Annotated in this window: 23 protein-coding genes and 1 tRNA gene; 12 read left to right on the plus strand and 12 right to left on the minus strand. The window is 72.2% G+C overall.

What is annotated here, in order from left to right; all coding sequences use genetic code 11:
• Positions 1–102 precede the first annotated feature (102 nt).
• From A4A78_RS15900 to A4A78_RS15910, 3 genes are all read left to right on the plus strand, one after another.
• Positions 103–1,557, plus strand: coding sequence for an MFS transporter (locus tag A4A78_RS15900; RefSeq protein WP_062950932.1), 1,455 nt, complete (start codon positions 103–105; stop codon positions 1,555–1,557).
• A 121-nt stretch (positions 1,558–1,678) separates the two neighbouring features.
• Entirely contained in the window at positions 1,679–2,458 is a 780-nt protein-coding gene (locus A4A78_RS15905) for an N-carbamoylsarcosine amidohydrolase (protein ID WP_062950934.1), read from the plus strand.
• Between the two features lie 133 nt (positions 2,459–2,591).
• Entirely contained in the window at positions 2,592–3,401 is an 810-nt protein-coding gene (locus A4A78_RS15910) for an IclR family transcriptional regulator (RefSeq protein ID WP_062950935.1), read from the plus strand.
• A gap of 15 nt (positions 3,402–3,416) precedes the next feature.
• On the opposite strand, the gene A4A78_RS15915 is transcribed toward A4A78_RS15910, so the two are convergent.
• Complete coding sequence (locus tag A4A78_RS15915) at positions 3,417–3,989, minus strand: hypothetical protein (RefSeq protein ID WP_062950937.1); 573 nt, start codon at positions 3,987–3,989, stop codon at positions 3,417–3,419.
• A 97-nt stretch (positions 3,990–4,086) separates the two neighbouring features.
• Here A4A78_RS15915 and A4A78_RS15920 point away from each other — a divergent pair, with 97 nt between their 5' ends.
• Entirely contained in the window at positions 4,087–4,878 is a 792-nt protein-coding gene (locus A4A78_RS15920) for a hypothetical protein (RefSeq protein WP_062950938.1), read from the plus strand.
• A gap of 99 nt (positions 4,879–4,977) precedes the next feature.
• Here the strand turns inward: A4A78_RS15920 and A4A78_RS15925 are convergent, their stop codons facing one another.
• Positions 4,978–5,592, minus strand: coding sequence for an HAD-IA family hydrolase (locus A4A78_RS15925; RefSeq protein ID WP_062950942.1), 615 nt, complete (start codon positions 5,590–5,592; stop codon positions 4,978–4,980).
• 54 nt (positions 5,593–5,646) lie between these two features.
• Between A4A78_RS15925 and A4A78_RS15930 the strand changes: the two genes are divergently transcribed.
• On the plus strand, positions 5,647–6,450 hold the full coding sequence (locus A4A78_RS15930; RefSeq protein ID WP_062950944.1) for a TSUP family transporter: 804 nt from the start codon (positions 5,647–5,649) through the stop codon (positions 6,448–6,450).
• Positions 6,451–6,566: 116 nt separating this feature from the next.
• Positions 6,567–7,649: a PAC2 family protein gene (locus A4A78_RS18215; protein WP_304438558.1), complete on the plus strand. Its 1,083-nt coding sequence runs from the start codon at positions 6,567–6,569 to the stop codon at positions 7,647–7,649.
• A 24-nt stretch (positions 7,650–7,673) separates the two neighbouring features.
• Here the strand turns inward: A4A78_RS18215 and A4A78_RS15940 are convergent, their stop codons facing one another.
• Positions 7,674–8,471 (minus strand): transglutaminase family protein, encoded by a 798-nt coding sequence (locus A4A78_RS15940; RefSeq protein WP_231881074.1) that lies wholly within the window; start codon positions 8,469–8,471, stop codon positions 7,674–7,676.
• Positions 8,472–8,687: 216 nt separating this feature from the next.
• Here A4A78_RS15940 and A4A78_RS15945 point away from each other — a divergent pair, with 216 nt between their 5' ends.
• From A4A78_RS15945 to A4A78_RS15955, 3 genes are read left to right on the plus strand one after another with little or no spacing between them, the layout of a single operon-like run.
• Positions 8,688–9,833, plus strand: a complete 1,146-nt coding sequence (locus A4A78_RS15945; RefSeq protein ID WP_082835380.1) for a Gfo/Idh/MocA family protein — start codon at positions 8,688–8,690, stop codon at positions 9,831–9,833.
• Between the two features lie 44 nt (positions 9,834–9,877).
• Positions 9,878–10,879 (plus strand): sugar phosphate isomerase/epimerase, encoded by a 1,002-nt coding sequence (locus A4A78_RS15950; protein WP_062950948.1) that lies wholly within the window; start codon positions 9,878–9,880, stop codon positions 10,877–10,879.
• The gene (locus tag A4A78_RS15955; protein ID WP_062950950.1) at positions 10,876–11,538 is read left to right on the plus strand and encodes a TIGR03085 family metal-binding protein; all 663 of its coding nucleotides are present in this window, start codon (positions 10,876–10,878) and stop codon (positions 11,536–11,538) included. Before A4A78_RS15950 ends, A4A78_RS15955 begins: the two co-directional genes overlap by 4 nt.
• A gap of 23 nt (positions 11,539–11,561) precedes the next feature.
• Here the strand turns inward: A4A78_RS15955 and A4A78_RS15960 are convergent, their stop codons facing one another.
• The gene (locus A4A78_RS15960) at positions 11,562–12,581 is read right to left on the minus strand and encodes a methyltransferase (RefSeq protein WP_062951304.1); all 1,020 of its coding nucleotides are present in this window, start codon (positions 12,579–12,581) and stop codon (positions 11,562–11,564) included.
• Between the two features lie 94 nt (positions 12,582–12,675).
• Here A4A78_RS15960 and A4A78_RS15965 point away from each other — a divergent pair, with 94 nt between their 5' ends.
• Positions 12,676–13,467, plus strand: a complete 792-nt coding sequence (locus tag A4A78_RS15965; protein WP_010551525.1) for a ParA family protein — start codon at positions 12,676–12,678, stop codon at positions 13,465–13,467.
• Between the two features lie 215 nt (positions 13,468–13,682).
• Here A4A78_RS15965 and A4A78_RS15970 read toward each other — a convergent pair whose 3' ends face one another.
• The 6 genes from A4A78_RS15970 to A4A78_RS15995 form a co-directional block, all read right to left on the minus strand.
• Positions 13,683–14,267, minus strand: a complete 585-nt coding sequence (locus A4A78_RS15970; RefSeq protein ID WP_010551524.1) for a MerR family transcriptional regulator — start codon at positions 14,265–14,267, stop codon at positions 13,683–13,685.
• Positions 14,268–14,410: 143 nt separating this feature from the next.
• Entirely contained in the window at positions 14,411–15,103 is a 693-nt protein-coding gene (locus tag A4A78_RS15975) for a MerR family transcriptional regulator (protein WP_062950952.1), read from the minus strand.
• Between the two features lie 4 nt (positions 15,104–15,107).
• Complete coding sequence (locus A4A78_RS15980) at positions 15,108–15,551, minus strand: FHA domain-containing protein (protein ID WP_062951306.1); 444 nt, start codon at positions 15,549–15,551, stop codon at positions 15,108–15,110.
• Between the two features lie 125 nt (positions 15,552–15,676).
• Positions 15,677–16,429: a DUF881 domain-containing protein gene (locus A4A78_RS15985; RefSeq protein WP_010551521.1), complete on the minus strand. Its 753-nt coding sequence runs from the start codon at positions 16,427–16,429 to the stop codon at positions 15,677–15,679.
• Entirely contained in the window at positions 16,426–16,758 is a 333-nt protein-coding gene (locus tag A4A78_RS15990) for a small basic family protein (RefSeq protein ID WP_010551520.1), read from the minus strand. The genes A4A78_RS15985 and A4A78_RS15990 overlap by 4 nt, the downstream gene beginning before the upstream one ends.
• Complete coding sequence (locus tag A4A78_RS15995) at positions 16,755–17,714, minus strand: DUF881 domain-containing protein (RefSeq protein ID WP_156488644.1); 960 nt, start codon at positions 17,712–17,714, stop codon at positions 16,755–16,757. Before A4A78_RS15995 ends, A4A78_RS15990 begins: the two co-directional genes overlap by 4 nt.
• A gap of 181 nt (positions 17,715–17,895) precedes the next feature.
• Between A4A78_RS15995 and A4A78_RS16000 the strand changes: the two genes are divergently transcribed.
• A tRNA-Pro gene (locus tag A4A78_RS16000) sits at positions 17,896–17,969 on the plus strand.
• Between the two features lie 85 nt (positions 17,970–18,054).
• On the opposite strand, the gene A4A78_RS16005 is transcribed toward A4A78_RS16000, so the two are convergent.
• The gene (locus A4A78_RS16005; RefSeq protein ID WP_062950955.1) at positions 18,055–19,008 is read right to left on the minus strand and encodes a DMT family transporter; all 954 of its coding nucleotides are present in this window, start codon (positions 19,006–19,008) and stop codon (positions 18,055–18,057) included.
• A gap of 108 nt (positions 19,009–19,116) precedes the next feature.
• On the opposite strand from A4A78_RS16005, the gene A4A78_RS16010 reads away from it, so the two are divergent.
• Entirely contained in the window at positions 19,117–19,992 is an 876-nt protein-coding gene (locus A4A78_RS16010; protein WP_062950957.1) for a formyltetrahydrofolate deformylase, read from the plus strand.
• Between the two features lie 115 nt (positions 19,993–20,107).
• Here the strand turns inward: A4A78_RS16010 and A4A78_RS16015 are convergent, their stop codons facing one another.
• Positions 20,108–21,514 (minus strand): NAD-dependent succinate-semialdehyde dehydrogenase, encoded by a 1,407-nt coding sequence (locus tag A4A78_RS16015; protein WP_062950959.1) that lies wholly within the window; start codon positions 21,512–21,514, stop codon positions 20,108–20,110.
• Position 21,515 lies beyond the last annotated feature (1 nt).

The raw sequence follows: 21,515 nt of genomic DNA on the forward strand, positions 1-21,515 counted from the left end.
TAGCGGCCCCGTCGGTCGAGCACCTGGTCGCGTTCGCTGACTCCGCGCTCCGAACGCCGCCGCATCCCGCAGAGATCACCGGACCCGCGAGAGGGAACCGACATGAACACCCCCACCGACGACGCCAGCACTTCCGCCGCCCTGGCCGGAGACGCTCCTGATATCACCCGCCCCGAACCCGCCGCCGACAGCCGCCTCGTGGCAGCGGCCCTCGCCGAAGCACCGTCGATCACCCGCAAGGACCTCAACTGGGCCCTCGTCCTGTGCTTCCTGGCCTGGACATTCGCCGTCTACGACTTCGTGCTGTTCGGGAATTTGCTGCCGGAGATGGCCGCCGACCTCGGCTGGAGCTCCGCGCAGAGCACCGGCATCAACACTGCCGTCACCGCCGGCACGGCACTGGTGGCCTTCGGCATCGGGCCGATCGTGGACCGCTTCGGACGCCGCAAGGGAATCGTCCTGGCTGTAGCCGGCGCCGCCCTCGCATCCGGCCTGACCGCAGTCGCGGGCCTGATCGCCGGAGTCGTGGGCGGCCTCGGAGTGATCGTGCTCGTGATGGTTCGTTCGATGGCAGGGCTGGGCTATGCCGAGCAGGCGATCAATGCCACCTACCTCAACGAGCTCTTCGCTCAGACCCACACCGACGCGAGACGGGCGAAGCGGCGCGGATTCATCTACTCTCTGGTGCAGTCAGGCTGGCCCGTCGGATCGGTGCTCGCCGCGGCGTCGGTGTACGTGCTGTTCCCGATCGGCGGCTGGGAGCTCCCGTTCGTGGTCGCGATGTTCCCGGCCGTCTTCGTCCTGCTCGCGGCGAAGAAGCTCAAGGAGACCCCGCAGTTCGTGCTGCGGCGCGAGGCGGACCGTCTGCTGAAGGACGGTCACGAGGCCGAGGCGTTCGAGCTCGCCCGAGAGTCCGGCATCGACCTCGCCGAGCAGTCCACGCCGCTGGCGGCCGCGTTCAAGGGAGCTTCCCTTCGCCCTACGCTCATCATCTCGATCGCCTTCATGCTGAGCTGGTTCGGGGTTCTGTGCTTCGTGATGCTGGGGACGTCGTATCTCACAGCTCCCGATGGCAAGGACGTTCCGTTCACCAACGCGCTCGGGATCCTCGTCGTCTCCAACGGGACCGCGTTCCTGGGCTATCTGTTCCACGGCTGGCTGGGAGATCGCATCGGCCGGCGCAACACGATCGCACTGGGCTGGATCCTCTCGGGCCTCTCGTTCCTCGCGCTGGTGCTCGCACCACAGGGCAGCTTCGGACTGATCATCGCGCTCTACAGCTCGGGGCTCTTCTTCCTCATCGGGCCCTTCGCAGCGCTCCTGTTCTTCAACGGCGAGAGCTTCCCGGCCCACACCAGGGCCACCGGCGGATCGATCATCAATGCCAGCGGGCAGCTCGGCGCCCTCATCGCCGGCATCGGCGTGACCGCGGCACTCGCCTCGGGCAGCGGCTGGGGCTCCTCGGTGATGGCGTGGGGCTGTGCGCCGATCCTGCTGTCTGGCCTGGTCATTCTGGGTGCCCGCAATGTAGATCCGCGTGCGGTCCGCACCGACTGATCCACTATCCCGACACCGCAGGGAGCCCCCTGGTTCTTGGACGTGACCTGAGCTACAGTACTTACACCAGCAACGCCGTTGCTGAGCAGACAACCATTTCGCAGAAGAGTTGGAGACTCCCATGACCGACACGATCGAGACCGCGAACGACATCGAGACCCGCCTCGCCGCCGTGCTGGAGGAGGCTTTCGAGGCCGGCGTCGGCATCTACAACGAGCGCGGCTTCAAGCGCCGCGTCGGCTACGGCAACCGCCCCGCCGTGATCCACATCGACCTGGCGAATGCCTGGACCCGCCCCGGTCACCCCTTCACCTGCGCCGGTATGGACACGATCATCCCGAACGTCCAGCGCATCAACGAGGCCGCCCGTGCGAAGGGTGTCCCGGTCTTCTACACCACCAACGTCTACAAGAACCGCGATGCCTCCTCGGGCACCAACGACATGGGCCTGTGGTACTCGAAGATCCCCACGGAGACCCTCCCCGCCGATTCTTACTGGGCGCAGATCGACGACCGCATCGCCCCCGCCGAGGGCGAGGTCGTCATCGAGAAGAACCGCGCCTCGGCCTTCCCGGGCACCAACCTCGAGCTGTTCCTGACCTCCAACCGCATCGACACCCTGATCGTCACAGGAGCGACGGCCGCCGGCTGTGTGCGCCACACGGTCGAGGACGCCCTGGCCAAGGGCTTCCGACCGATCATCCCTCGCGAGACGATCGGTGATCGCGTGCCGGGCGTCGTGCAGTGGAACCTCTACGACATCGACAACAAGTTCGGCGATGTGGAGTCCACCGACGACGTCGTGCGCTACCTCGAGGCTCTTCCGCAGTTCGAGGAGACGGTCCCCAAGACCCTCTCGGATCCTCAGCCCGAGGTCGCGGCACCCGCGGACCCCGCCTGAGCCGACACGGCGCCCTGGCGAAGAGTGGGCCCGAGGACCGCCCGGTCCTCGGTCTCACCGTCCGTCCGTGCGCTCTACACTTTCGAGGCGCCCGACCGGGCGCAGTGCGACGACGAGTTCGGAGGGGCTTTCGATGGTGGGCGAGAGGGAGAACAACGAGAAGCAGGGGGCGGCCGCGTCGCTGCTCAACGGGTTCCTGGTGCTCGAGGCATTCTCCGCCTCGGATCGATCGCTGCTCGGTGTCACCGAGATCGCGGAGATCGTCAACCTGCACAAGAGCACCGTCTCCCGCATGCTGGCCGGGCTCGCAGAGGGCGGATACGTCCAGCGGGATGAGTCCTCCGGCAGGTACCGCCTCGGACTGGGGATGATCGGCCTGGCCGGTCCGCTGCTCGCGGAGCTCGACATCCGCCGCGCGGCTGCCCCGCACCTCGAGGCCATGACGCAGCAGACGCAGGAGACCTCGGCCCTCGCTGTCTGGAACAGCACGGAGGCCATCGTCGTCGAGCAGTACGCGAGCCCGCACCAGGTCAAGCACAGCGCCTCGATCGGCACCCGTTACACGCGGCTCGCCAGCTCGTCCGTGCGGGTCTTCCTCGCGCCGCTCAGCCCCGAAGAGGCCGATCAGCTGTTCGCACGGCACGGCTTCGGCCTGCAGGACTACTTGGGTCCCGAGGACCCCGTGCACGAGGAGCTCGCCCGCGTCCGCGAGCAGGGCGTGGCCGTGAACGACGGAGAGACGACGATGGACGAGTACGGCGTCTCCGCCCCTGTCCACGACTATCGCGGCGAGCTCGTCGGATGCATCACCGCGAGCGCACCGCGCTCCCGAGTCCAGCACACGGGGAGCCACCGTGTGCTGCGCGATGCCGTGATCGAAGCCGCCGCACAGGTCACCGCACGTCTCGGCGGGCAGCCCTCCCCGACGGGGAGTGGAGGTTGAGGGGCGTCGACCCGCTCAGCAGGCCGCGACGACCCCGCGTCCGCCGTCCCAGGCGGCGACGAGCCGCACCGCGCCGTCGAGCCCGTCGACCGTGCGCGCGATCGTGAACGTTTCGTCGCCGTCGAGCAGCTCCTCGAGGGTCGGCGCGACCTCGCCCTCGTCGACCTCGAGCGTCAGCTCCACCGCCTGCGGGCGGGTCCCCTCGGGGGTGCCGTCGGGCGCGAAGATCTCCTGCACCGCCTGCTGCTGCTCGCCGGCGAGCGCCCGGGCGAAGCATTCGATCGCGAGCTCGTCCTCGAGGCCGTCGTAGACGTAGCGGGTCCCCAGCACCGAGTGGTCCATCGTGGTCACCGGCTGCGCCGCGGGGTCCTCGAGCGGCGCGCCCCGGTAGGTCAGGGGCAGGTGGTAGATGCTCTCCCCCACACGCACGAGATGGCACTCCACGCCGACCTCGCCGGTCGGGTCGTCGAAGCGGTACGCGCCGAGCACCTCGAGCTCCCCGTCCTCGCCCCAGGGGCGGGAGGTGAGCAGTTCTCGCAGCACCTCGGGCTTCGTCGGGCTGAGCTCTGCCTGGTAGATGATCGCCATGTCTCCAACGTAGTCCCCCGACGCGCCGCGACACGCGTGAGAGCGTCCACATCCAGGGTTCACAGACATCTCATCGTAAGTTCATAGAGTGTCGGATATGACCGACCCCGCCGCCGAGCGCACCGCGGACGAGCGCGCCACCGACGCCGCGACTCCCGACGAGGCCGATTTCCGCCCGCTCTCCCTCCCCCGCATCGCCGTCCGCCTGATCGCCGTGGCGGTGGTGATCATCCTCGTGGCGCTCGTGACGCTGCTGGCCCATCAGCGCACCACCGGCGTCACCTCGCAGAACTTCCACACCGTGTTCTGGTACTTCGACGTGGGCCGCGAGTACAACATGGCGACCTGGTACAACTCCGGCCTCTGGCTGCTGCTGGGCGGGCTCGCGGCGATGCTCGCCCTGGCCAGGCCCGCCTTCCGTCGCTCCTGGTGGCTTCTGGCGGTGGTGGCGCTGTTCGCCTCGGTCGACGAGTACCTCGAGATCCATGAGCGCTTCGACGTGCCCGGGGACCGGCTCGCCGCGCTGCTGCCCTTCGACATCGGCTTCACCTGGGTCCTCGTCGGGGCGCCGATCGCGCTGGTGATCGGGCTGCTCCTGCTGCGCCTGGTTCGCTCCCTCCCCCGTCGGGCGCTGATCGGGATACTGCTGGGCGGGGCGCTGTTCCTGGTCGGTGCGATCGGGGTGGAGAGCCTCAACGGCCGCCATCTGGCGGCATCGGACTGGATCGTGGACAACCGCTACATCTACGGCACGATGCTCGAGGAGCTGCTGGAGATGAGCGGGATCGCCCTCGCGCTGGCGGCCCTGATCAGCCTCTTCCAGCACGATGCGGCGAGCGGTCACTACCGGCTGGACCCGGCGGTGCAGCAGGGGGCACCATCGGAGTGATGCTCGCGTTCCGTCCGTCGTCGAGACGGACGACGCGATCGGCGCGCGCGGCGACCCCTGGGCCGTGAGTGACCACGGGGCCTGCCCGGGTCGCAACGGTCAGAGCATCAGGATCAGGTCGCGCAGCGAGTGGATGCGGCGCGCCCCCGGCACCTCGAGCGGGATCCCGGGGGTCTCCAGCAGCACGCCCTCGACCCCGGCGGCCCGAGCGGCCTCGACGTCGGCCGGCCGGTCCCCCACCGCGAGGCACTCCCCCGCCGTCAGCTCGTGCCGGGCCAGCAGGACGAGCACCATCTCGGGGGCGGGCTTGCGGGGGTGGCCGTCGGGCGCGCACACCATGTCATCGACCTCGAGGCCGTGCGCGGCGAGCAGGGCGGCGGCGCTCGCGCGATCACGATGGGTGGCCACGAGGTTCAGCCCGCCACGCTCGCGCACGGCCGCCAGCACCTCCCGGGCGCCGTCCTTCAGCGGCGGCGGCCTGCGCGCCCACTGCTCCTTCGTCGCCTCGTAGGCGGCGCGCAGGCGTGCTTCGGGCACCTCATGGCGGGCGGCGAGCGCGGTGATCGCCTCGGAGCTGGAGCGCCGGGTCAGCACCGCGACCTCGTGCAGCAGCTCCCGGTCCGGTTGAGCACTCAGCGCCTCGGCGAGCGCCCGGTCGACGTCCGGATAGGTGTCCACGAGCGTGCCGCCGAGGTCCCAGATGAGCGCGCGCATGGCCCCAGTGTGTCAGCCCGGCACGCCGGGCCGAGGCGGTGGTTCACTGGGGCGGTGCCTCTGCTCGCCGAGCTCACCCAGCTCTCCGCCCTGACCCTCGTCCTGCTCATCGGGGCCGCCTTCGTGGCCGGCTGGGTGGATGCGGTCGTCGGCGGCGGCGGGCTGATCCAGCTGCCCGCGCTGCTGACCGCCATGCCGTCCGACGCCTCCAGCGGCGCCGTGCTCGGCACGAACAAGATCGCCTCCGCCGCGGGGACGGCCGTGTCCTCCTGGACCTACGTCCGACGGATCACCCCGGTCGCCGCGACCGCGGGGCCGCTGGTGGTGTGCGCGCTGGGCGGCAGCGCGGCCGGGGCGGCGATGGCGAGCCTGATCCCCAAGCCGTGGCTGACCCCGATCGTGCTGGTCGCCCTGCTCGCCGTCGGCGCGTACACCCTGCTCAAGCCGTCGATGGGGCTCGAGCACGCCCCGCGCCACCAGGGACGCTCCCATCTGCTGCGCGCGAGCGGGATCGGGGCGGGCGTCGGCGTGTACGACGGGATCCTCGGCCCCGGCACAGGCAGCTTCTTCATCATCCTGATGGTCTCCCTGCTGGGCTACGGCTTCCTCGAGGCGAGCGTCCACGCGAAGCTCGCGAACCTCACCACCAACGTCGGGGCGCTGCTGGTCTTCGGGCTCCAGGGCCAGGTGTGGTGGCTGCTGGGCGGCGTGCTGGCGCTGGCGAACCTCAGCGGCGGCTTCCTCGGCGCGAGGCTCGCGCTGCGCCTGGGATCGCGCTTCGTGCGGATCGTGTTCCTGGTGGTGACCGGGGCGCTCGCGGCGCGGCTCGCCGTGGACACGTCCCTGATGCTGCTGTGAGGTGCACCAACTCCGGCCCATCTGCGCCGAGGGCGGAATAGTTCCGACGGAGGGACCGTTGACCAGGAGGTCACCCACCCGCGGCCCGCCGAGGCCGTCCTGTCGCCCTGGAGGTCATGATGGATCCGACGACCCTGTTCAGCTACGAGCGCCATGTCGACTCGCGCGCCCTCCACGGCAGCACGCTGCTGGTCACCCTCGGCGCCTTCACCGATGCGGGCGATGCGCAGCGGCTCCTGGACGACCACCTGCTCAACACCCTCTCCAGCCGTGTCGTGGGACGGCTGGACATGGACCAGGTCCACGACTACGCCGGGCGCCGCCCCGAGGTCACGCTGCAGCTGGATCACTTCGACGACTACGAGAAGCCCGAGATCCTGCTGCACGAGGTGACCGACGAGCAGGGGCAGCCCTTCTTCCTGCTCACCGGGCCGGAGCCGTCCTTCCAGTGGGAGCGCGTCGCGAGCGCGCTGCGGATCGTGGTCGAGCAGCTCGGGATCGAGCGGACCCTGCTGCTGCAGGGCTTCCCCGCCCCGGTCCCCCACACCCGGGAGCTGCCCGTGACCCGCTTCGCCGGCGACCCGGAGTCGATCGCGGTGCGCCGCACCATGCCGGGCACCTTCCGTCTCCGTGCCCCGTTCACGGCGCTGCTGACGATGCGTCTGGCCGAGGGCGGGCACGACGTGGTGGGCCTGACCGCGCACGTGCCCCAGTACCTCCACGAGATGTCCTTCCCCGACGCCGCGATCGCGCTGCTGACCGCAGTCGGCGAGGAGAAGGGGCCGCAGATCGGTGCCGGAGCGCTCGAGGCCCAGGCGGGCCCCGTGCGCGAGGCCATCGCCGCCCAGATCGAGGCCCAGCCCCAGCTGCAGGAGATGGTCGACGGGTTCGAGCAGCGCTACGACCGGATGATCACCTCCGGGGTCGGCTCCGTCGTGCCGAGCGCCGAGGACATCGCCGCCGAGGTCGAGGAGTACCTGGCGAGCTTCGAGGACGAGGACGGGCAGGCGCCCGAGGGCTCCACCGGGCAGTCGCCCGACGGCTCCACCGGGCCGACGGGCGGCGTGGGCTCCACAGGACCGACGGGCGAAGAGGGCCCGACCGGCGCCGAGGGGAGCACCGGCTCCGAAGGGCCGACAGGGCTCGAGGGGCCGACGGATCCCGAGGATCCCTCCGGCCCCGAGACGCCGCAGGCCTGAGCGGCGCGGCGGCGGGCGCCGCGCTCAGCGCAGCGCTCGCCGCTCCCCCGGCCGCTCCCGCGGCAGCTCCGGATCGACGACGGCGGTGACCTGGATGCCGGTGAGCGCGACGTCCCCGGCGAGTGTGGTCATGAAGGCCGTGTCCGCGGCGTCCTGACCCGTGGCGATGCGCACCATGGAGGCGCGCGGCGCGAGATGCGTCGCGTCCACCACCAGCCACTCCCCCTCCACCAGCGCCTCGACCACGAGGTGGAAGTCCATCGGGCTCAGACCCGGCGCATAGACCGAGGCGCAGCGCGCCGGGATGCCCGCCGCGCGCAGCAGCGTCGCAGTGAGATGGGCGAAGTCCCGGCACACTCCGCGCCGGGCGACGAAGGTGCTGCGCGCCGAGTCCGTGATCGTGCTCGACCCGGGAACGTAGTCCAGGTGGCCGTGCACCCAGTCCACGACCGCGTCGAGGGCCTCGATCCCCTCCCGCTCGCCCACGATCTCCTGGGCGCTGCGTGTGAACTCGTCGACCTCGCAGTAGCGGGAGGGGCGCAGGTGCAGCACCGAATCCGCCTCGAGGACCCGCGGCGCGGGCGCCTCCCTCACACCGCGCGCGTCATAGACGATCTCCACCTCCCCACCGGGCAGGCCGTGCAGGACGTGCAGGCGGCTGCCGAATCGATCCCGGGTCTCCGTCACCGGATGCTCGACCCCGCCCGCGCGCACGCTCAGGGACTCCTCCGCGACCGGGGCGTCCGACACCGCGACGAGCAGCGCGACGTCCGTCCCCTCCTGGACCTCGGCCCTCATCCACGCGCGCACATGACGTTCCATGCCCCCAGTCTCCGGCATCGCCGGATGTCCGGCGGGCGGCCGACGCCTTTGCCCGGACGTGATCAGCGACATAGGGTGGTCAGCGGTGCGTCATCGGCGCCGGAGCGCCGCACGGCCGGGACGCCATCGACCCGGGCCCCGCGGCCCCGCCGAGCACGCCGCGCCCTCGCGGGCAGCCGCCCGCCCGGCCACGACCCGTCGTCCGAAGGAGCCCCCGTGCCCACGTCCCCCGCCCGTCCGCTCGGCGTCGCCCTGATCGGCTACGCCTTCATGGGCCGCGCCCACTCCCAGGCCTGGCGCACCGTCGGCGCCGCCTTCGACGTGCCGCCGATCGCGCGACGCGTGATCGTGGGACGAGACGAGCAGGCCGTCGCGGAGGCGGCGCGCCGGTTGGACTGGGAGGAGCACGCCACCGACTGGCGCGAGGCGATCTCGAGGGACGACGTCGACATCGTCGACATCTGCACCCCCGGCTTCCTCCACGCCGAGATCGCGATCGCAGCGCTCGAGGCCGGCAAGCACGTGCTGTGCGAGAAGCCGCTCGCGAACGACCCGGCCGAGGCGGAGCGCATGGTCGAGGCCGCCCGCACCGCGCGCGAGCGCGGACAGATCGCCGCCCTCGGCCACACCTACCGTCGCGTGCCCGCCCTCGCCCACGCCCGCGACCTCGTCGCCGCCGGTCGGCTCGGCGAGATCCGCCAGATCCGCGCCTCCTACCTGCAGGACTGGCTCGTGGACGCCGAGGCCGGGATGACCTGGCGGCTGAGGAAGGAGACCGCGGGCTCCGGCGCGCTCGGCGACATCGGCTCCCATGCGATCGACCAGATCCAGTACGTCACCGGGCAGCAGGTCACCGCCGTGCGCGGCCGGCTCGCGACGATGGTCCCCGAGCGGCCCGGCCCCGACGGCCCCGAGCCCGTCACCGTCGACGACGCCGCCTGGGCCACCCTCGAGCTCGACGGCGGGGCGATCGCGTCCGTGGAGGCCAGCCGCATGGCCACCGGTGCGAAGAACGAGCTCGCGCTGGAGGTGTACGGAACGAAGGGCGCGCTGCGCTTCGACCTCGAGCGCCTGGACGAGCTGTGGTTCCTCGACGCCACCGCGCCGGTGACGGAGCAGGGCTTCACCCGGGTGCTCGTCACCGAGCCCGAGCACCCCTATCTCGAGGGCTGGTGGCCGCAGGGCCACATCCTGGGCTGGGAGAACGCCTTCACGAACCAGGCCCGCGACCTGCTGCTGGCCGTCCGGGACCGCGACCCCGCCGCCTACTCCCCCGACTTCGAGGACGGGCTCGCCCTCCAGCGGATCCTCGACGCCGTCATCGCCTCCCACCGGGCCGACGGCGCGACCGTCCGCCTCTGACCCCTCGCACGCCACCCTCACCGACGAGAAGGAGCCACGCCGCCATGGCGCACCCCCACACCCTGTTCACCGGCCAGTGGGCCGATCTCACCCTCGAGGAGGTCGCGGAGCTCGCGGCCGGCTGGGGCTATGACGGTCTCGAGATCGCCGTCTCCGGCGAGCACCTCGACGCGAGCCGCTGGGACGACGAGGCCTACATCGCCGAGCGGCTCGGGATCCTGGAGAAGCACGGGCTGAAGGTCTGGACGATCTCCAACCACCTCAAGGGCCAGGCGATCTGCGACGACCCGATCGACTTCCGCCACCAGGCGATCGTCGGCCCCGCCGTGTGGGGCGACGGCGATCCGGAGGGCGTGCGGCAGCGCGCCGCCGAGGACATGAAGAACACCGCCCGCCTCGCACAGAAGCTCGGCGTGGACACGGTCGTCGGATTCACCGGCTCGAAGATCTGGAAGTACGTGGCGATGTTCCCGCCCGTCGGCCAGGACGTCATCGACGAGGGCTACCAGGACTTCGCCGACCGCTGGAACCCGATCCTCGACGTCTTCGAGGAGTGCGGCGTGCGCTTCGCGCACGAGGTCCATCCCTCCGAGATCGCCTACGACTACTGGACCACGAAGCGGACCCTCGAGGCGATCGGGCACCGGGAGTCCTTCGGCCTGAACTGGGACCCCTCCCACTTCATGTGGCAGGAGATCGACCCGGTCTCCTTCATCACCGACTTCGCCGACCGGATCTACCACGTGGACTGCAAGGACATCAGGGTGCGCACCACCGGGCGCAACACCCGTCTCGGCTCGCACCTGCCGTGGGGCGATCCGCGGCGCGGCTGGGACTTCGTCTCCTTCGGCCGCGGGGACGTGCCGTGGGACGCGGCGTTCCGGGCGCTGCGCTCGATCGGCTACCAGGGCCCGATCTCCATCGAGTGGGAGGACGCCGGGATGGACCGCCTCCACGGCGCGAAGGAGGCGCTCGAGATGCTGCGCAGCCTGGATTACCCGGTCTCGGAGCAGTCGTTCGACGCGGCCTTCAGCAACCAGGCATGAGCCGCGTGCGCAGCGCCGGGGAACGCGCCGGCGAAGACCGCGAGAGCGATGAGCGCGAGGCCCTCGCGGCGAGCTTCGCCGCGCTCGGCCCCGCGGCGCCGACGATCCTGCCCGGCTGGGACGCGGAGGACCTCCTGGAGCACCTCGTGCTGCGGGAGTCCGCCCCGCACCTGATCGTCGGGCCGCGCCTGCCCGGGCCGCTCGGCCGACGAGCCCGCGAGGCGCGGGAGAGCCGGCGGGATCGCCCGTGGACGCAGCGGGTCGAGGACTTCCGGAGCGGCCCCGGCCCGCTCTCCTTCGCAGGACGGATGGACCGGCTGAGCGGCCAGGCCGAGCTGCTCATCCACCACGAGGACCTGCGCCGAGGCCGGCCCGGCTGGGAGCCGCGCCGTCCGGATGCGGAGCGGGACCGGGCGGCGTGGCGGGCCGTGGGCCTGATGGCGCCGCTGGCGATGCGGATCCCGGCAGACGTCACGCTCGTCTCCCCGCTGGGCGGGCGGCGGCTGCGCTCCCGCGGCGCCGAGGGGAGCCTGCGCGTGCACGGCGAGCCGCTCGAGCTGCTGCTGTGGGTGACGGGCCGCGACGAGGTCGCGCGAGTGCGGATCCACGGGGACTCCGCCGGCAGGCGGGCGCTGGCCGCGGGGCGCCGCGGACTCTGAGCGCTCCCGCGACGCCGACCGGCTCAGCGCTCGAGCAGGAACAGCCGCGGGTGGTGACCCTTCTGGAAGAAGCGGTGCTCCCCGACCCGCCGCCAGCCCGCGGCGCGCTGCTCGAGGACGCGCTGCATGCGGGTGATCTCGTGGGTGAGCACGCCCAGGCGCGCCCCGGGAGCGGCGAGCTCGGCGGCCCGCTCGAGCAGCGCCGCGAGGAGGTCCTCGTTGCTCTCGTGCTCGCCGTGGAGGGTGCCCCAGGGCGGGTTGGTGACCAGACGCGTGAAGCCTCCCTCGAGCTCCGCGGTCAGCACATCGCCCGCGACCCAGTCGACGCGGCCTCTGCGCCGCGCCGCGCGCTGATGGCGGCGCGCCGCGTCCAGCGCCGCCGGATCGGGGTCGACGCCGACGGCGCGGGCCGGGACCGCCCGGTGCAGCTGCTCAACGAGGAAGGTGCCCGAACCGCAGGTCATGTCCAGCAGCGAGTCCTCCGCGCAGACGTCCAGGAGGTCGAGCACGGTCGCGGCGATGGTGGCGTTGACGGCGCCGGGGTAGTCGACCTCGCGCCATGCCCGGGTCGCCAGCGGGCGCGGCGTGGTGCGCAGCAGCACCTGCCAGGTCCCGGGCGAGGCGCCGCGGCGCACCCGGGCCACGAGGTCCCCGTCGGCGTCGTCGACCGGGAGATCGGCGAGCTCGGCGAGGGCGGCGGCCAGACGTCGCATCTCCGCCGTCCCGGCACCCGCCGCCTCCAGGCGCAGCCCGTGGAACACCTGGCGGGGTCGCTGCCGGCGCAGGTCCTCGATCAGCTCGGCGAGCCGCTGCTGCACGGAGGTCTCCAGCAGCTCCCGGGGGCGGCGCGCGGGGACCGTGAGCGAGGTCGAGGCGGCCACGACGCGGCGCAGGGAGCGGACGGCGTCGAGATCGTCGGTGCGCAGCGTCAGCTCCGTCGCGGAGACGGTGCTTACGGCACCGAGCTCGCGGGCCTCGGCCAGGGCGCTCGCGGCACATCCCTCGAGCACCTCGAGCACGAGGTCGTGGGTCAGCTGCGTCATCGGGGTCCCTCCGAGGGGCGGGGTGCGGGTGGCCACGGCAGGTTACCGCTCGTCGCGGCACCGAGGAGCCTGCCCGGGTCGGTAGACTGCGGGAGTGTTCATCGTGAGTGTGTGTTCCCTGAAGGGCGGCGTCGGCAAGACGTCCGTGACCCTGGGCCTGGCCTCTGCCGCCCTGCACCAGGGGGTGAACGCGCTCGTCATCGATCTCGACCCCCAGGGCGACTCGACGCTGGGCCTGCTGGGGGAGCCGGCCTCCACGCTCGACATCGCCGAGGTGCTCTCCTCCCCGCGCACGGAGACGATCGATCGCGCGATCATCCCCACGCCGTGGTCGAAGGACGCCGCCTCCCATCTCGACATCATCCCGGGCACCAGCCGCTCGGCGGTGATGGACTCCCCCGCGCTGAACCAGAAGGACGTGGGTCGACTGCACCAGGCGCTGGACAAGCGCACCCACCAGTACGACCTGGTCATCATCGACTGTCCGCCCTCCCTCAACGGGCTCACGCAGATGGCGCTGGCCGCCTCGGACCGCTCCCTCGTGGTGGCCGAGCCGGGCTTCTTCGCGGTCACCGCCGCGGACCGCGCGCTCAAGCTCGCCGCCGAGATGCACGAGGAGGGCATCGCCCCGCGGCTGCAGCCCCTGGGCCTCGTGGTGAACCGCTACCGTCCGCGCTCGGTCGAGCACCAGTACCGTCTGGCCGAGCTGCGCGACCTCTTCGGCGACTCGGTCCTGGACCCGGTCATCGAGGAGCGGGTGGGCCTGCAGCAGGCGCAGGGCGGTGCGGTTCCGCTGCACCGCTACGAGGGCGCCTCCGGCGCGCGCCTCACCGAGGACTTCGACGCGCTGCTGCGCACCGTGATGGACTCGCGCCAGAACTCCTGAGCACCCCTCCCCCGCGCAGGCCCCAAACCTGCGCAGGGACTGCGCGGCCGCGGAGCCCGTCGCCCTCGCCGGGCTCCTCGGGCCCGCCCGTGACCTCGGCGCCGCGCAGCACCAGCGCGATCACCGCAGGACGGACACGATCTCCGCACGAGAGAACGGCGGGCCCCCTTCCCCGAGGGTCCCGCCGTTCTCGTCGGTGGTGGTGCGGGCGGCGCTCAGCCGGCCTGGCGGGAGCGGCGACGCGCCGCGAGCTCGTCCTGGAGGGCGAGCGCCGCGTCATCGGCCGGGTCGACGCCGGGCAGCACGGCGAGATCGTTCTCGACCTCGCGCCACACGCGGCCGACGGCGATTCCGAACACGCCCTGGCCGCCCTGGACCAGGTCGAAGACGTCCTCGGCGGAGGTGCACTCGTAGACGGAGGCGCCGTCGCTCATCAGGGTGATGCCGGCGAGGTCGTCGATGCCGCGCTCACGAAGAGCCGCGACCGCGATGCGGATCTGCTGGAGGGACACGCCCGTGTCGAGGAGCCGCTTGACCACCTTGAGCACGAGGATGTCGCGGAAGCCGTAGAGGCGCTGGCTGCCGGAGCCGTGGGCCGCGCGCACGCCGGGCTCGACCAGACCGGTGCGGGCCCAGTAGTCCAGCTGGCGATAGGTGATGCCGGCGGCCTTGCACGCGGCGGGGCCGCGATAGCCGAGCTCGCCAGGGGTGTCCACCACGTCGTCGAAGAGCACGCCCTGGGCGGGCTCTGCGGGGACGGTGGACTGCTCAGTGCGATCATCGCCTCGGGTGGCGTTCACGTCTACCTCCGGGTTCCGGCTCTCAGAGGGGGAAGGATGAGAGCGCCTGCCCAGAGTAGCGCGAAGCGCCCCCTCTCCGGTACCAACGCGCCGCGCGAAGGTCACGGAGAGGTGACGAGTGAGGTGCCGGGAGCCCGGAGCGCTCAGACCTCCCGCAGCTTCGTGCGCAGCATCGCGCCGTGCAGGGTGATCATCGACTCGCCGAGGTCGCGGGCGAAGTCCTCCGCCTCGCCGCGCGCTGCGGCGTCCCCGGCCCGAGAGCGGGGCCGGGCCACGGAGCGGATCATGTGCGCCTCCCGCTCGGCGGCGGTGCGCAGCATCACCAGGTGGCGCGGGTGCAGGCCCTCGTCGGCGAGGTCGCGGGCGGCGGTGACGATCTCGAGCTCGGTGGTGCCGTAGAAGAGCACGTCGTCCGTCAGGAAGCCGTACTGCTCCAGCTCGATGAGGAAGTCCTCCTCCACCCCGGCCTCGCGGGCGAGGCCGCGCCGGTCCAGACGCACCGCCTGGAGGGCAGAGCTGGGGCCGGGCCGGGAGGCGATCGAGGTGACCTCGGAGTCGACGCCGTGCTCGAGCAGATGCTCCTTGATGACCTTCAGCGGCCAGAACCGGTCCCGCTGTGCGCGCAGCACGAAGCGCAGTCGGTCCACGTCCTCGCGGCTGTACTTGCGATAGCCGGCGGGCGTGCGTGCGGGCGCGATGAGGCCCTCGGACTCCAGGTAGTGGAGCTTGGAGTGGGCGAGGTCGGGGAACTCGTCCCGCAGCATCTCGAGCACCTGGCCGATGCTCATGCGTGCGGCGGCGGTGGAGCCCGGCCTGCGCGAGGCGGCGGCCGGCATCGGGTCAGACCGTCCCGGGGAACGGGTGGTACGTCAGGCGGTACTTGCCGATCTGCACGTCCTGGCCGGCGTGGAGCCGCGCCTCGTCGACGCGCTCCTTGCCCACGTAGGTGCCGTTGAGCGAGCCGAGGTCGCGCACCAGGAAGCCGTCTCCGTCACGCACGAAGGCAGCATGCTTGCGGGAGACCGTGACGTCGTCGAGGAAGATCTCGCTCTTGGGGTGGCGCCCCGCGACCGTGGTCTCGGAGTCCAGCAGGAAGCGGGCGCCGAGGTTCGGGCCCTTCCGCACGATCAGCAGCGCACTGCGCGGGGGGAGGTTCTCGATCGCCCGACGATCCTGCGAGGACAGGCCGGGCTCGGCGTCCTCGAGGGGGTCGCTGGGCGAGATCGCGCTCAGCTTCGACGTGTGGTCGAGATTGGCGTCGTTCCACTCGGTGTTCCCTGACACCTCACACCCCTTCCTGGCCTGCTGCGACCGTGCGTCGTGGCGGTGCAGGCCGCCGCTGATCCATTCTCGCACGCCCATGGCGCCCACCGGGGGTTCCTTCCCTCCAGCACGTCAGGATTTGACGATCACTTGACCACCCGGGAGTGCTCGGGGGCGCTGAGGTCCACGGTCGCCTCGATCCGGACCTCGTCCTCGGCGGCCGCGGAGAGCGTCCCGCCGTCGCCCGAGACCGAGTCGGCCGCGCCGCCGGGGATCCGCAGCGCGGGCTCCATCACGGCGGGATCGCCGATCGCCTTCAGCGTGTAGGGCGCACGGATCGCCCGGCCGTCCACGAGCAGACCCCCGTCGGGCGCGGTGGTGATCGAGGTCGAGGCGACCACGCGCACGTCGCCTATCTGCACCACCTCGGCGCCGGCGTTGCGCAGCTCCTGCAGCACGCCCAGCAGGGTCGAGGCGCGCACGCCCTGCTCCGGGTCCGCGATCGAGACGACGATCCCGCGTCCCTGGGCGGGGGCGGTGCCGGCCAGGATCTCGAGGTCGGCGAGCCGCTGCTCGGCAGCGTCCTGCGCGGCGACGTCGCCCTCGCGTCCCGAGCGGAGGGTCTCCAGGGTGCGCTCGAGCTCGGCGTTCTCGAGCTCGAGGTCCGAGGCGTGGCGACCGGACTCGTCCAGCAGGCGCACCAGCTCCTGCTGCGTGGCCCCTTCGAGGGACTCGTCGTTGCGACCCATCTGCGCGGCGATCGACACGCCGAGCAGGAGGCACAGCAGACCCACGATCACCTGGGCGACGGTCGCCTGAGGGCGGAGGGTGTCCTTCAGCCGGTGCCACACGATCCGCTGCTGGTCCCGGCTGGACGGGGTGCGGGTGCCGTCGCTCATGACCGGAACAGGAGCCGCCGGATCGCGGCCGCGTTGGAGAAGATCCGGATGCCGAGCACGACGATCACGGCGGTGGAGAGCTGGGAGCCGACCCCGAGCTGGTCCCCGAGGAACACCAGGAACGCGGCGATCAGCACGTTGAACAGGAACGAGGTGATGAACACGTGGGCGTCGAAGGCGCCGTCGAGGCTCGCACGCAGACCGCCCGCGAGGGTGTCTAGCGCCGCCACCACGGCGATCGGGAGATAGGGCTGCAGGCCGGCGGGGACGTCGGGCTGGACGACGACGCCCAGCACGATGCCCACCACCAGGCCGAGGATGGCGATCACGGGGTGTCCTCCTGGTCCTCGCCGCCCTCGGCGGCGCTGTCGGGGGTCGGGTCGCGGACGTCCGCGGGCGCGGACCCGGCGGGGTCCTCGAGCACGGAGGCCTCGCGCAGGGTGCCCTGGGCGCGGGCGGGGGTGGAGAGCTCCTCCCCCGCAGTCCAGGTCAGGCCGATGCCGTAGCGGGTCGAGATCTCCGAGAGGTACGCGCCCGTCTCCGCCTCCTCGACGCCGGTGCGCAGCTGCTCGGGATCGCCGAGCGCGGTGATCTCGTAGGGCGGGGAGAGGGGGCGGAAGTCGACGAGCACCGCGGAGCCGGCGGTGCGGATCGCGGTGGTCTCGGTGACGCGCTGGCCGTTGACGGAGATCGCCTCGGCACCGGCGGCCCAGAGGCCGTTCACGGCGATCTGCAGGTCGCCGTCGGTCACCCGGTTCACGGTGCCCGGGCCCGCGCCGGGGCGGGAGGGCAGCGGGGCGGAGTCGTCGAGGGTCAGCTGCACGCCCGGGCCGGTCAGCGACACGCCGTAGCCCGCGCGCTCGTACTCGCCGATCCGCTCCGCGGAGCTGCCGTCGGCGGTGTCGAGGACTTCCTCCTGCGCCTCGAGGATCTGCTGCTCGAGGAGGGTGCGGCGATCCTCGAGGAGGTCGGTCTCGGCGCGCACCTCGCGCACCTCCTCCTCGAGCAGGGCGCGGGGGCTGTCCGCGCCGGCGGCCTCCTGCCGCAGGTCGACCACGGAGACGGCGACCGCGAAGCCGAGCAGCACGGCCAGCAGCAGGGTGACGGCGCGCATCCGGCGGTTGTCGGGCGGCGTGGCCGACTCCAGCGGGTGCTCGTCCTCCCGCAGCGGGTCGACCGAGTAGGGGTCGGCGGTGAGCGCGCGCAGGAGGGAGGTCGGCGAGTACGGGGTCTCGCCGTGGGGAGTCGTGCGCTCCTCCCCCCGTCGCATCCGTCGCTCAGCCATGCCTGGAGTGTAGGAGCTGGGCGGGGCCGACGCGCCCGACGACCACCGCCCGGCGTGCCTATCCCATGGACGCCGCGGATCCGCGCTCCGCCACGGGTGCCGCAGGTCACGCCCCTCTCGATTCGCCCCAGCGCTCGGAGCGGGGTACTGTATTCCTCGGCCCTCCGGTGACGGAGGGTCTCGGGCTGTGGCGCAGCTTGGTAGCGCACTTGACTGGGGGTCAAGGGGTCGCAGGTTCAAATCCTGTCAGCCCGACCGAGAGAAGGCCGCCGACCAGTGGGAACACCGGTCGGCGGCCTTCGTCATGTCAGACCCCGGCCCGTCCCCGCGGCGCCGGGGATCACGGGGCGGCCGCGACGTCCGGCACCGCCAGAAGCTCGACCTCCCGTCCCGAGGGCGCGAGGGCGAGGATCACCAGCGAGAGGCCGATCCCGGCGATCCCGAACCAGCCGAGCAGCGGCAGCCTCTCCTCGACGACGATCACGGCCCGCGCGGCGGCGACCGCCGGCTCGGCGAGGGTGAGGGTCGTCGCCGTGCTCGCGGAGATCCGGGTCAGGCCGAGGCCGAAAAGCACGTAGCCGAGGAACATCGGCACGAGCGCCATGTAGGCGTCGACGGCGAACGCCTGCGGGGAAGCGAGCAGCGGGGCGCCGGTGAGAGCGAGCACGGGCAGGAGCGCCAGGCCGCCGAGCCCGAACACGGAGCCCATCGCCGCGGCGCGACCGATCCCCCGGCCCATCAGGCGGTGCGTGCTCCAGGAGTAGAGCGCGTAGGTCGCTCCGGCGACCAGGCCGAGTCCCACGCCCGCAAGCGCGCCGGGCGTGTCGGCGGCGGCGTCCTGCATCGTCGCGGCGCACAGCACGGCGCTGCCCGCGACGCCCAGGCCCGCCGCCAGTATCCACCGGGCGCCGAGCCGGCGCCCCTCGAGGATCCGCTCCAGGAGACCCGAGGCGAGCGGCGCCGATCCGAGGGAGACGACCGTGCCGACGGCGACGCCCGCCAGGTGCATCGAGCTGTAGAACGCCAGCGGATAGATCACCACGCCCATCGCTCCGGCGAGCACCGCACCCCGGTGGGAGGACAGGGCGGCGCACTCGCGGCGCAGCTGTGGAAGGGCGATCAGCGCCTGCAGGATCCCGCCGATGCCGAGCGCCGAGGCGCCGATCGCGAGCGGTCCGACCGCCGGGGCGAAGGTGGCCGCGGTGCCGCTGGTGCCCCACAGCACGGCGGTGACCAGGACGGCGAGGACTCCGACCAGGGACCCTCGATCCGGCCGCCCGCCTGCTGGTGCCATGCTCGCCGTCCCGTCCTTGTCGGTGCGCTGACCAGCCTATCCACCCGGTGCCGCTCGCCGTGGCGGACCCGGGTGTCGCACTGCCCGCGGCGCTCCTACACTCCCCCCATGACCTCAGCGCATCCCTCCCCGTCCCCTGCCCGCCGCTACGTGATGACCTTCGTGTGCGAGGACCGCCCCGGCATCGTGCATGCGATCACCGGCGCGATCGTCGAGGCCGGCGGCAACATCGTCGAGAGCCGCCAGTTCGAGAGCGGCGACTCCCACCGCTTCTACATGCGTGTCGAGGTGCTGACCTCGGCGTCGCCGGACGAGGTGCGCGCCGCGCTCGCCGCACCGATCGAGAGCTTCGGGATCGAGGCGGAGATCGACGAGGTGGGCCGCCCGGTGCGCACCCTCGTGCTCACCTCGAAGTCGACCCACTGCCTGAACGACCTGCTGTTCCAGACCTCGATCGGGAACCTCCCGATCGAGGTGCCGCTCGTGATCGCGAACCACGACACCCCGGCCCGGTACGCCGAGTTCCACGGTGTCCCCTTCGAGCACCGTCCGGTGACCTCCGCCGAGGAGAAGGCGGCCTTCGAGGACCGGGTGCGCGAGGCGGTCGTCGAGCACGACATCGAGCTCGTGGTGCTGGCCCGCTACATGCAGATCCTCTCCCCCGAGCTGAGCGCCGAGCTCTCCGGACGCTGCATCAACATCCACCACTCCTTCCTGCCCGGGTTCAAGGGCGCGAACCCGTACCGCCAGGCCTACGCCCGCGGCGTGAAGCAGATCGGGGCGACCGCCCACTTCGTCACCGACGACCTCGACGAGGGCCCGATCATCGAGCAGGAGGTCATCCGCGTGGACCACACCCGCTCCCCGCAGGAGCTCATGGCGATCGGTCAGGACACCGAGGTGCGCACCCTGCGCGAGGCCGTGGGGCTGTTCGCGCAGCGCCGTGTCCTGCTGGACGGCTCGCGCACCATCGTCTTCCGCTGAGCGGTGCGGCACGGATCTACGCCGCGCCGCAGGGCACGACGGGATCTCCCCGCACCGCACAGCCCGGAGGGGCCGCACCGCGCGAGCGGTGCGGCCCCTTCGCCGTGCAGGTCCCTCAGCTCCGGGCCGGCCCCACCCAGACCTGCTGGGCGTTGACGAACTCCCGGATCCCGTGCGGGCCGAGCTCCCGGCCGTAGCCGGAGCGCTTGATGCCGCCGGAGGGCAGGCGCGGGTCGGTCTTGACGATCCCGTTGACGCTCACCTGCCCCGCCTCGATCCGGCGCGCCATCGCCTCGCCGCGAGAGGTCTCGGTCCAGATGCTCGCCCCGAGCCCGTACGGGGTGTCGTTGGCGAGGGAGAGGCCGTGCTCGGCGTCCTCGGCGACCATCACGGAGGCGACCGGCCCGAAGGTCTCCTCGGTGCAGGCGCTCATCCCGGCCTCGACCCCGGTCAGCAGCGTGACGGGATAGTAGAAGCCCTCCCCCGTCGGCATCTCGCCTCCCAGGACGAGCTCCGCCCCCGCCTCGACGGAGGTGGTGACCTGGCGGTGGAGGTTCTCCCGCAGCTCGGCGCGGGCGATCGGACCCACCTGCGTGGTCTCCTCGCGCGGGTCGCCGACGACGAGCGCCGCGAGCTGCGCGGCGAGCAGCTCGACGAAGCGGTCGTGCACGGGCCGCTCGACGATGACCCGCTTCGCCGCGATGCAGGACTGGCCGGCGTTGATGATGCGGGAGAGCGCGGCGACCCGCGCGGCTTCCTCGAGGTCGGCTTCGGCCAGGACGAGGCACGGGTCCGAGCCGCCGAGCTCGAGCACGGCGGGCTTGATCTCGCTGGCCGCGATCGAGGCGACGACGGCGCCGGCCCGGTCCGAGCCGGTGAAGGACACCGCCTGGATGCGCGGGTCGCGGATCACCTGCTCGACGTCGGCGGTCGCGGCGTGGAGCGTCTGGAACACCCCCTCCGGGGCGCCGACGGCGCGGAACGCCTCCTCGATCGCGGCCGCGCAGCCGGGGACATGGGGATCGTGCTTCATCACGGCCGTGTTCCCGGCCATGAGCGCGGGGGCGGCGAAGCGGAAGGCGAGCCAGAACGGGGCGTTCCACGGCAGCACCCCCAGCACGGTCCCCAGCGGCAGGTGCTGGACGTAGGAGGAGCTCGCATCGGAGGCGATGTGCTCCTCGGCGAGATAGTCGGCGCCGTGGGCGGCGTAGTGCTCGGCCGCCCATGCCGCCTTGGCCACCTCGCCGCGGGCCTCGCCGATCGGCTTGCCCATCTCCTCGGTCATCAGCGGCGCGAGCTCCTCGACGTGCTCGCGCAGGTGGGCGGCGACGGCGTCCAGCAGCGCGGCCCGTTCCCCGAAGGAGGTCTCGCGCCAGGCGAGGAAGGCGCTGCGGGCACGGTCGAGGACGGCGTCGATCTGGGTGGGCGTGGCGGCGGGCACCTCGCGGACGACGGCGCCGGTCGAGGGGTCGACGGCGGTGAGCGTCGCCTGCGGCGCGGCCTGTGTGCTCTGCGTGGTCATG

Origin of the sequence: Brachybacterium sp. sponge, assembly GCF_001613775.1 — a bacterium.
GTDB lineage: Bacteria > Actinomycetota > Actinomycetes > Actinomycetales > Dermabacteraceae > Brachybacterium > Brachybacterium conglomeratum.

What these genes read in the sequence shown, in the direction of transcription:
- A4A78_RS15900 (WP_062950932.1), top strand. Translation starts at nt 103, where the DNA reads ATGAACACCCCCACCGACGACGCCAGCACTTCCGCCGCCCTGGCCGGA.
- A4A78_RS15905 (WP_062950934.1), top strand. Translation starts at nt 1,679, where the DNA reads ATGACCGACACGATCGAGACCGCGAACGACATCGAGACCCGCCTCGCC.
- A4A78_RS15910 (WP_062950935.1), top strand. Translation starts at nt 2,592, where the DNA reads ATGGTGGGCGAGAGGGAGAACAACGAGAAGCAGGGGGCGGCCGCGTCG.
- A4A78_RS15915 (WP_062950937.1), bottom strand. Translation starts at nt 3,989, where the DNA reads ATGGCGATCATCTACCAGGCAGAGCTCAGCCCGACGAAGCCCGAGGTG.
- A4A78_RS15920 (WP_062950938.1), top strand. Translation starts at nt 4,087, where the DNA reads ATGACCGACCCCGCCGCCGAGCGCACCGCGGACGAGCGCGCCACCGAC.
- A4A78_RS15925 (WP_062950942.1), bottom strand. Translation starts at nt 5,592, where the DNA reads ATGCGCGCGCTCATCTGGGACCTCGGCGGCACGCTCGTGGACACCTAT.
- A4A78_RS18215 (WP_304438558.1), top strand. Translation starts at nt 6,567, where the DNA reads ATGATGGATCCGACGACCCTGTTCAGCTACGAGCGCCATGTCGACTCG.
- A4A78_RS15940 (WP_231881074.1), bottom strand. Translation starts at nt 8,471, where the DNA reads ATGGAACGTCATGTGCGCGCGTGGATGAGGGCCGAGGTCCAGGAGGGG.
- A4A78_RS15950 (WP_062950948.1), top strand. Translation starts at nt 9,878, where the DNA reads ATGGCGCACCCCCACACCCTGTTCACCGGCCAGTGGGCCGATCTCACC.
- A4A78_RS15955 (WP_062950950.1), top strand. Translation starts at nt 10,876, where the DNA reads ATGAGCCGCGTGCGCAGCGCCGGGGAACGCGCCGGCGAAGACCGCGAG.
- A4A78_RS15960 (WP_062951304.1), bottom strand. Translation starts at nt 12,581, where the DNA reads ATGACGCAGCTGACCCACGACCTCGTGCTCGAGGTGCTCGAGGGATGT.
- A4A78_RS15975 (WP_062950952.1), bottom strand. Translation starts at nt 15,103, where the DNA reads ATGCCGGCCGCCGCCTCGCGCAGGCCGGGCTCCACCGCCGCCGCACGC.
- A4A78_RS15985 (WP_010551521.1), bottom strand. Translation starts at nt 16,429, where the DNA reads ATGAGCGACGGCACCCGCACCCCGTCCAGCCGGGACCAGCAGCGGATC.
- A4A78_RS15995 (WP_156488644.1), bottom strand. Translation starts at nt 17,714, where the DNA reads ATGGCTGAGCGACGGATGCGACGGGGGGAGGAGCGCACGACTCCCCAC.
- A4A78_RS16005 (WP_062950955.1), bottom strand. Translation starts at nt 19,008, where the DNA reads ATGGCACCAGCAGGCGGGCGGCCGGATCGAGGGTCCCTGGTCGGAGTC.
- A4A78_RS16010 (WP_062950957.1), top strand. Translation starts at nt 19,117, where the DNA reads ATGACCTCAGCGCATCCCTCCCCGTCCCCTGCCCGCCGCTACGTGATG.
- A4A78_RS16015 (WP_062950959.1), bottom strand. Translation starts at nt 21,514, where the DNA reads ATGACCACGCAGAGCACACAGGCCGCGCCGCAGGCGACGCTCACCGCC.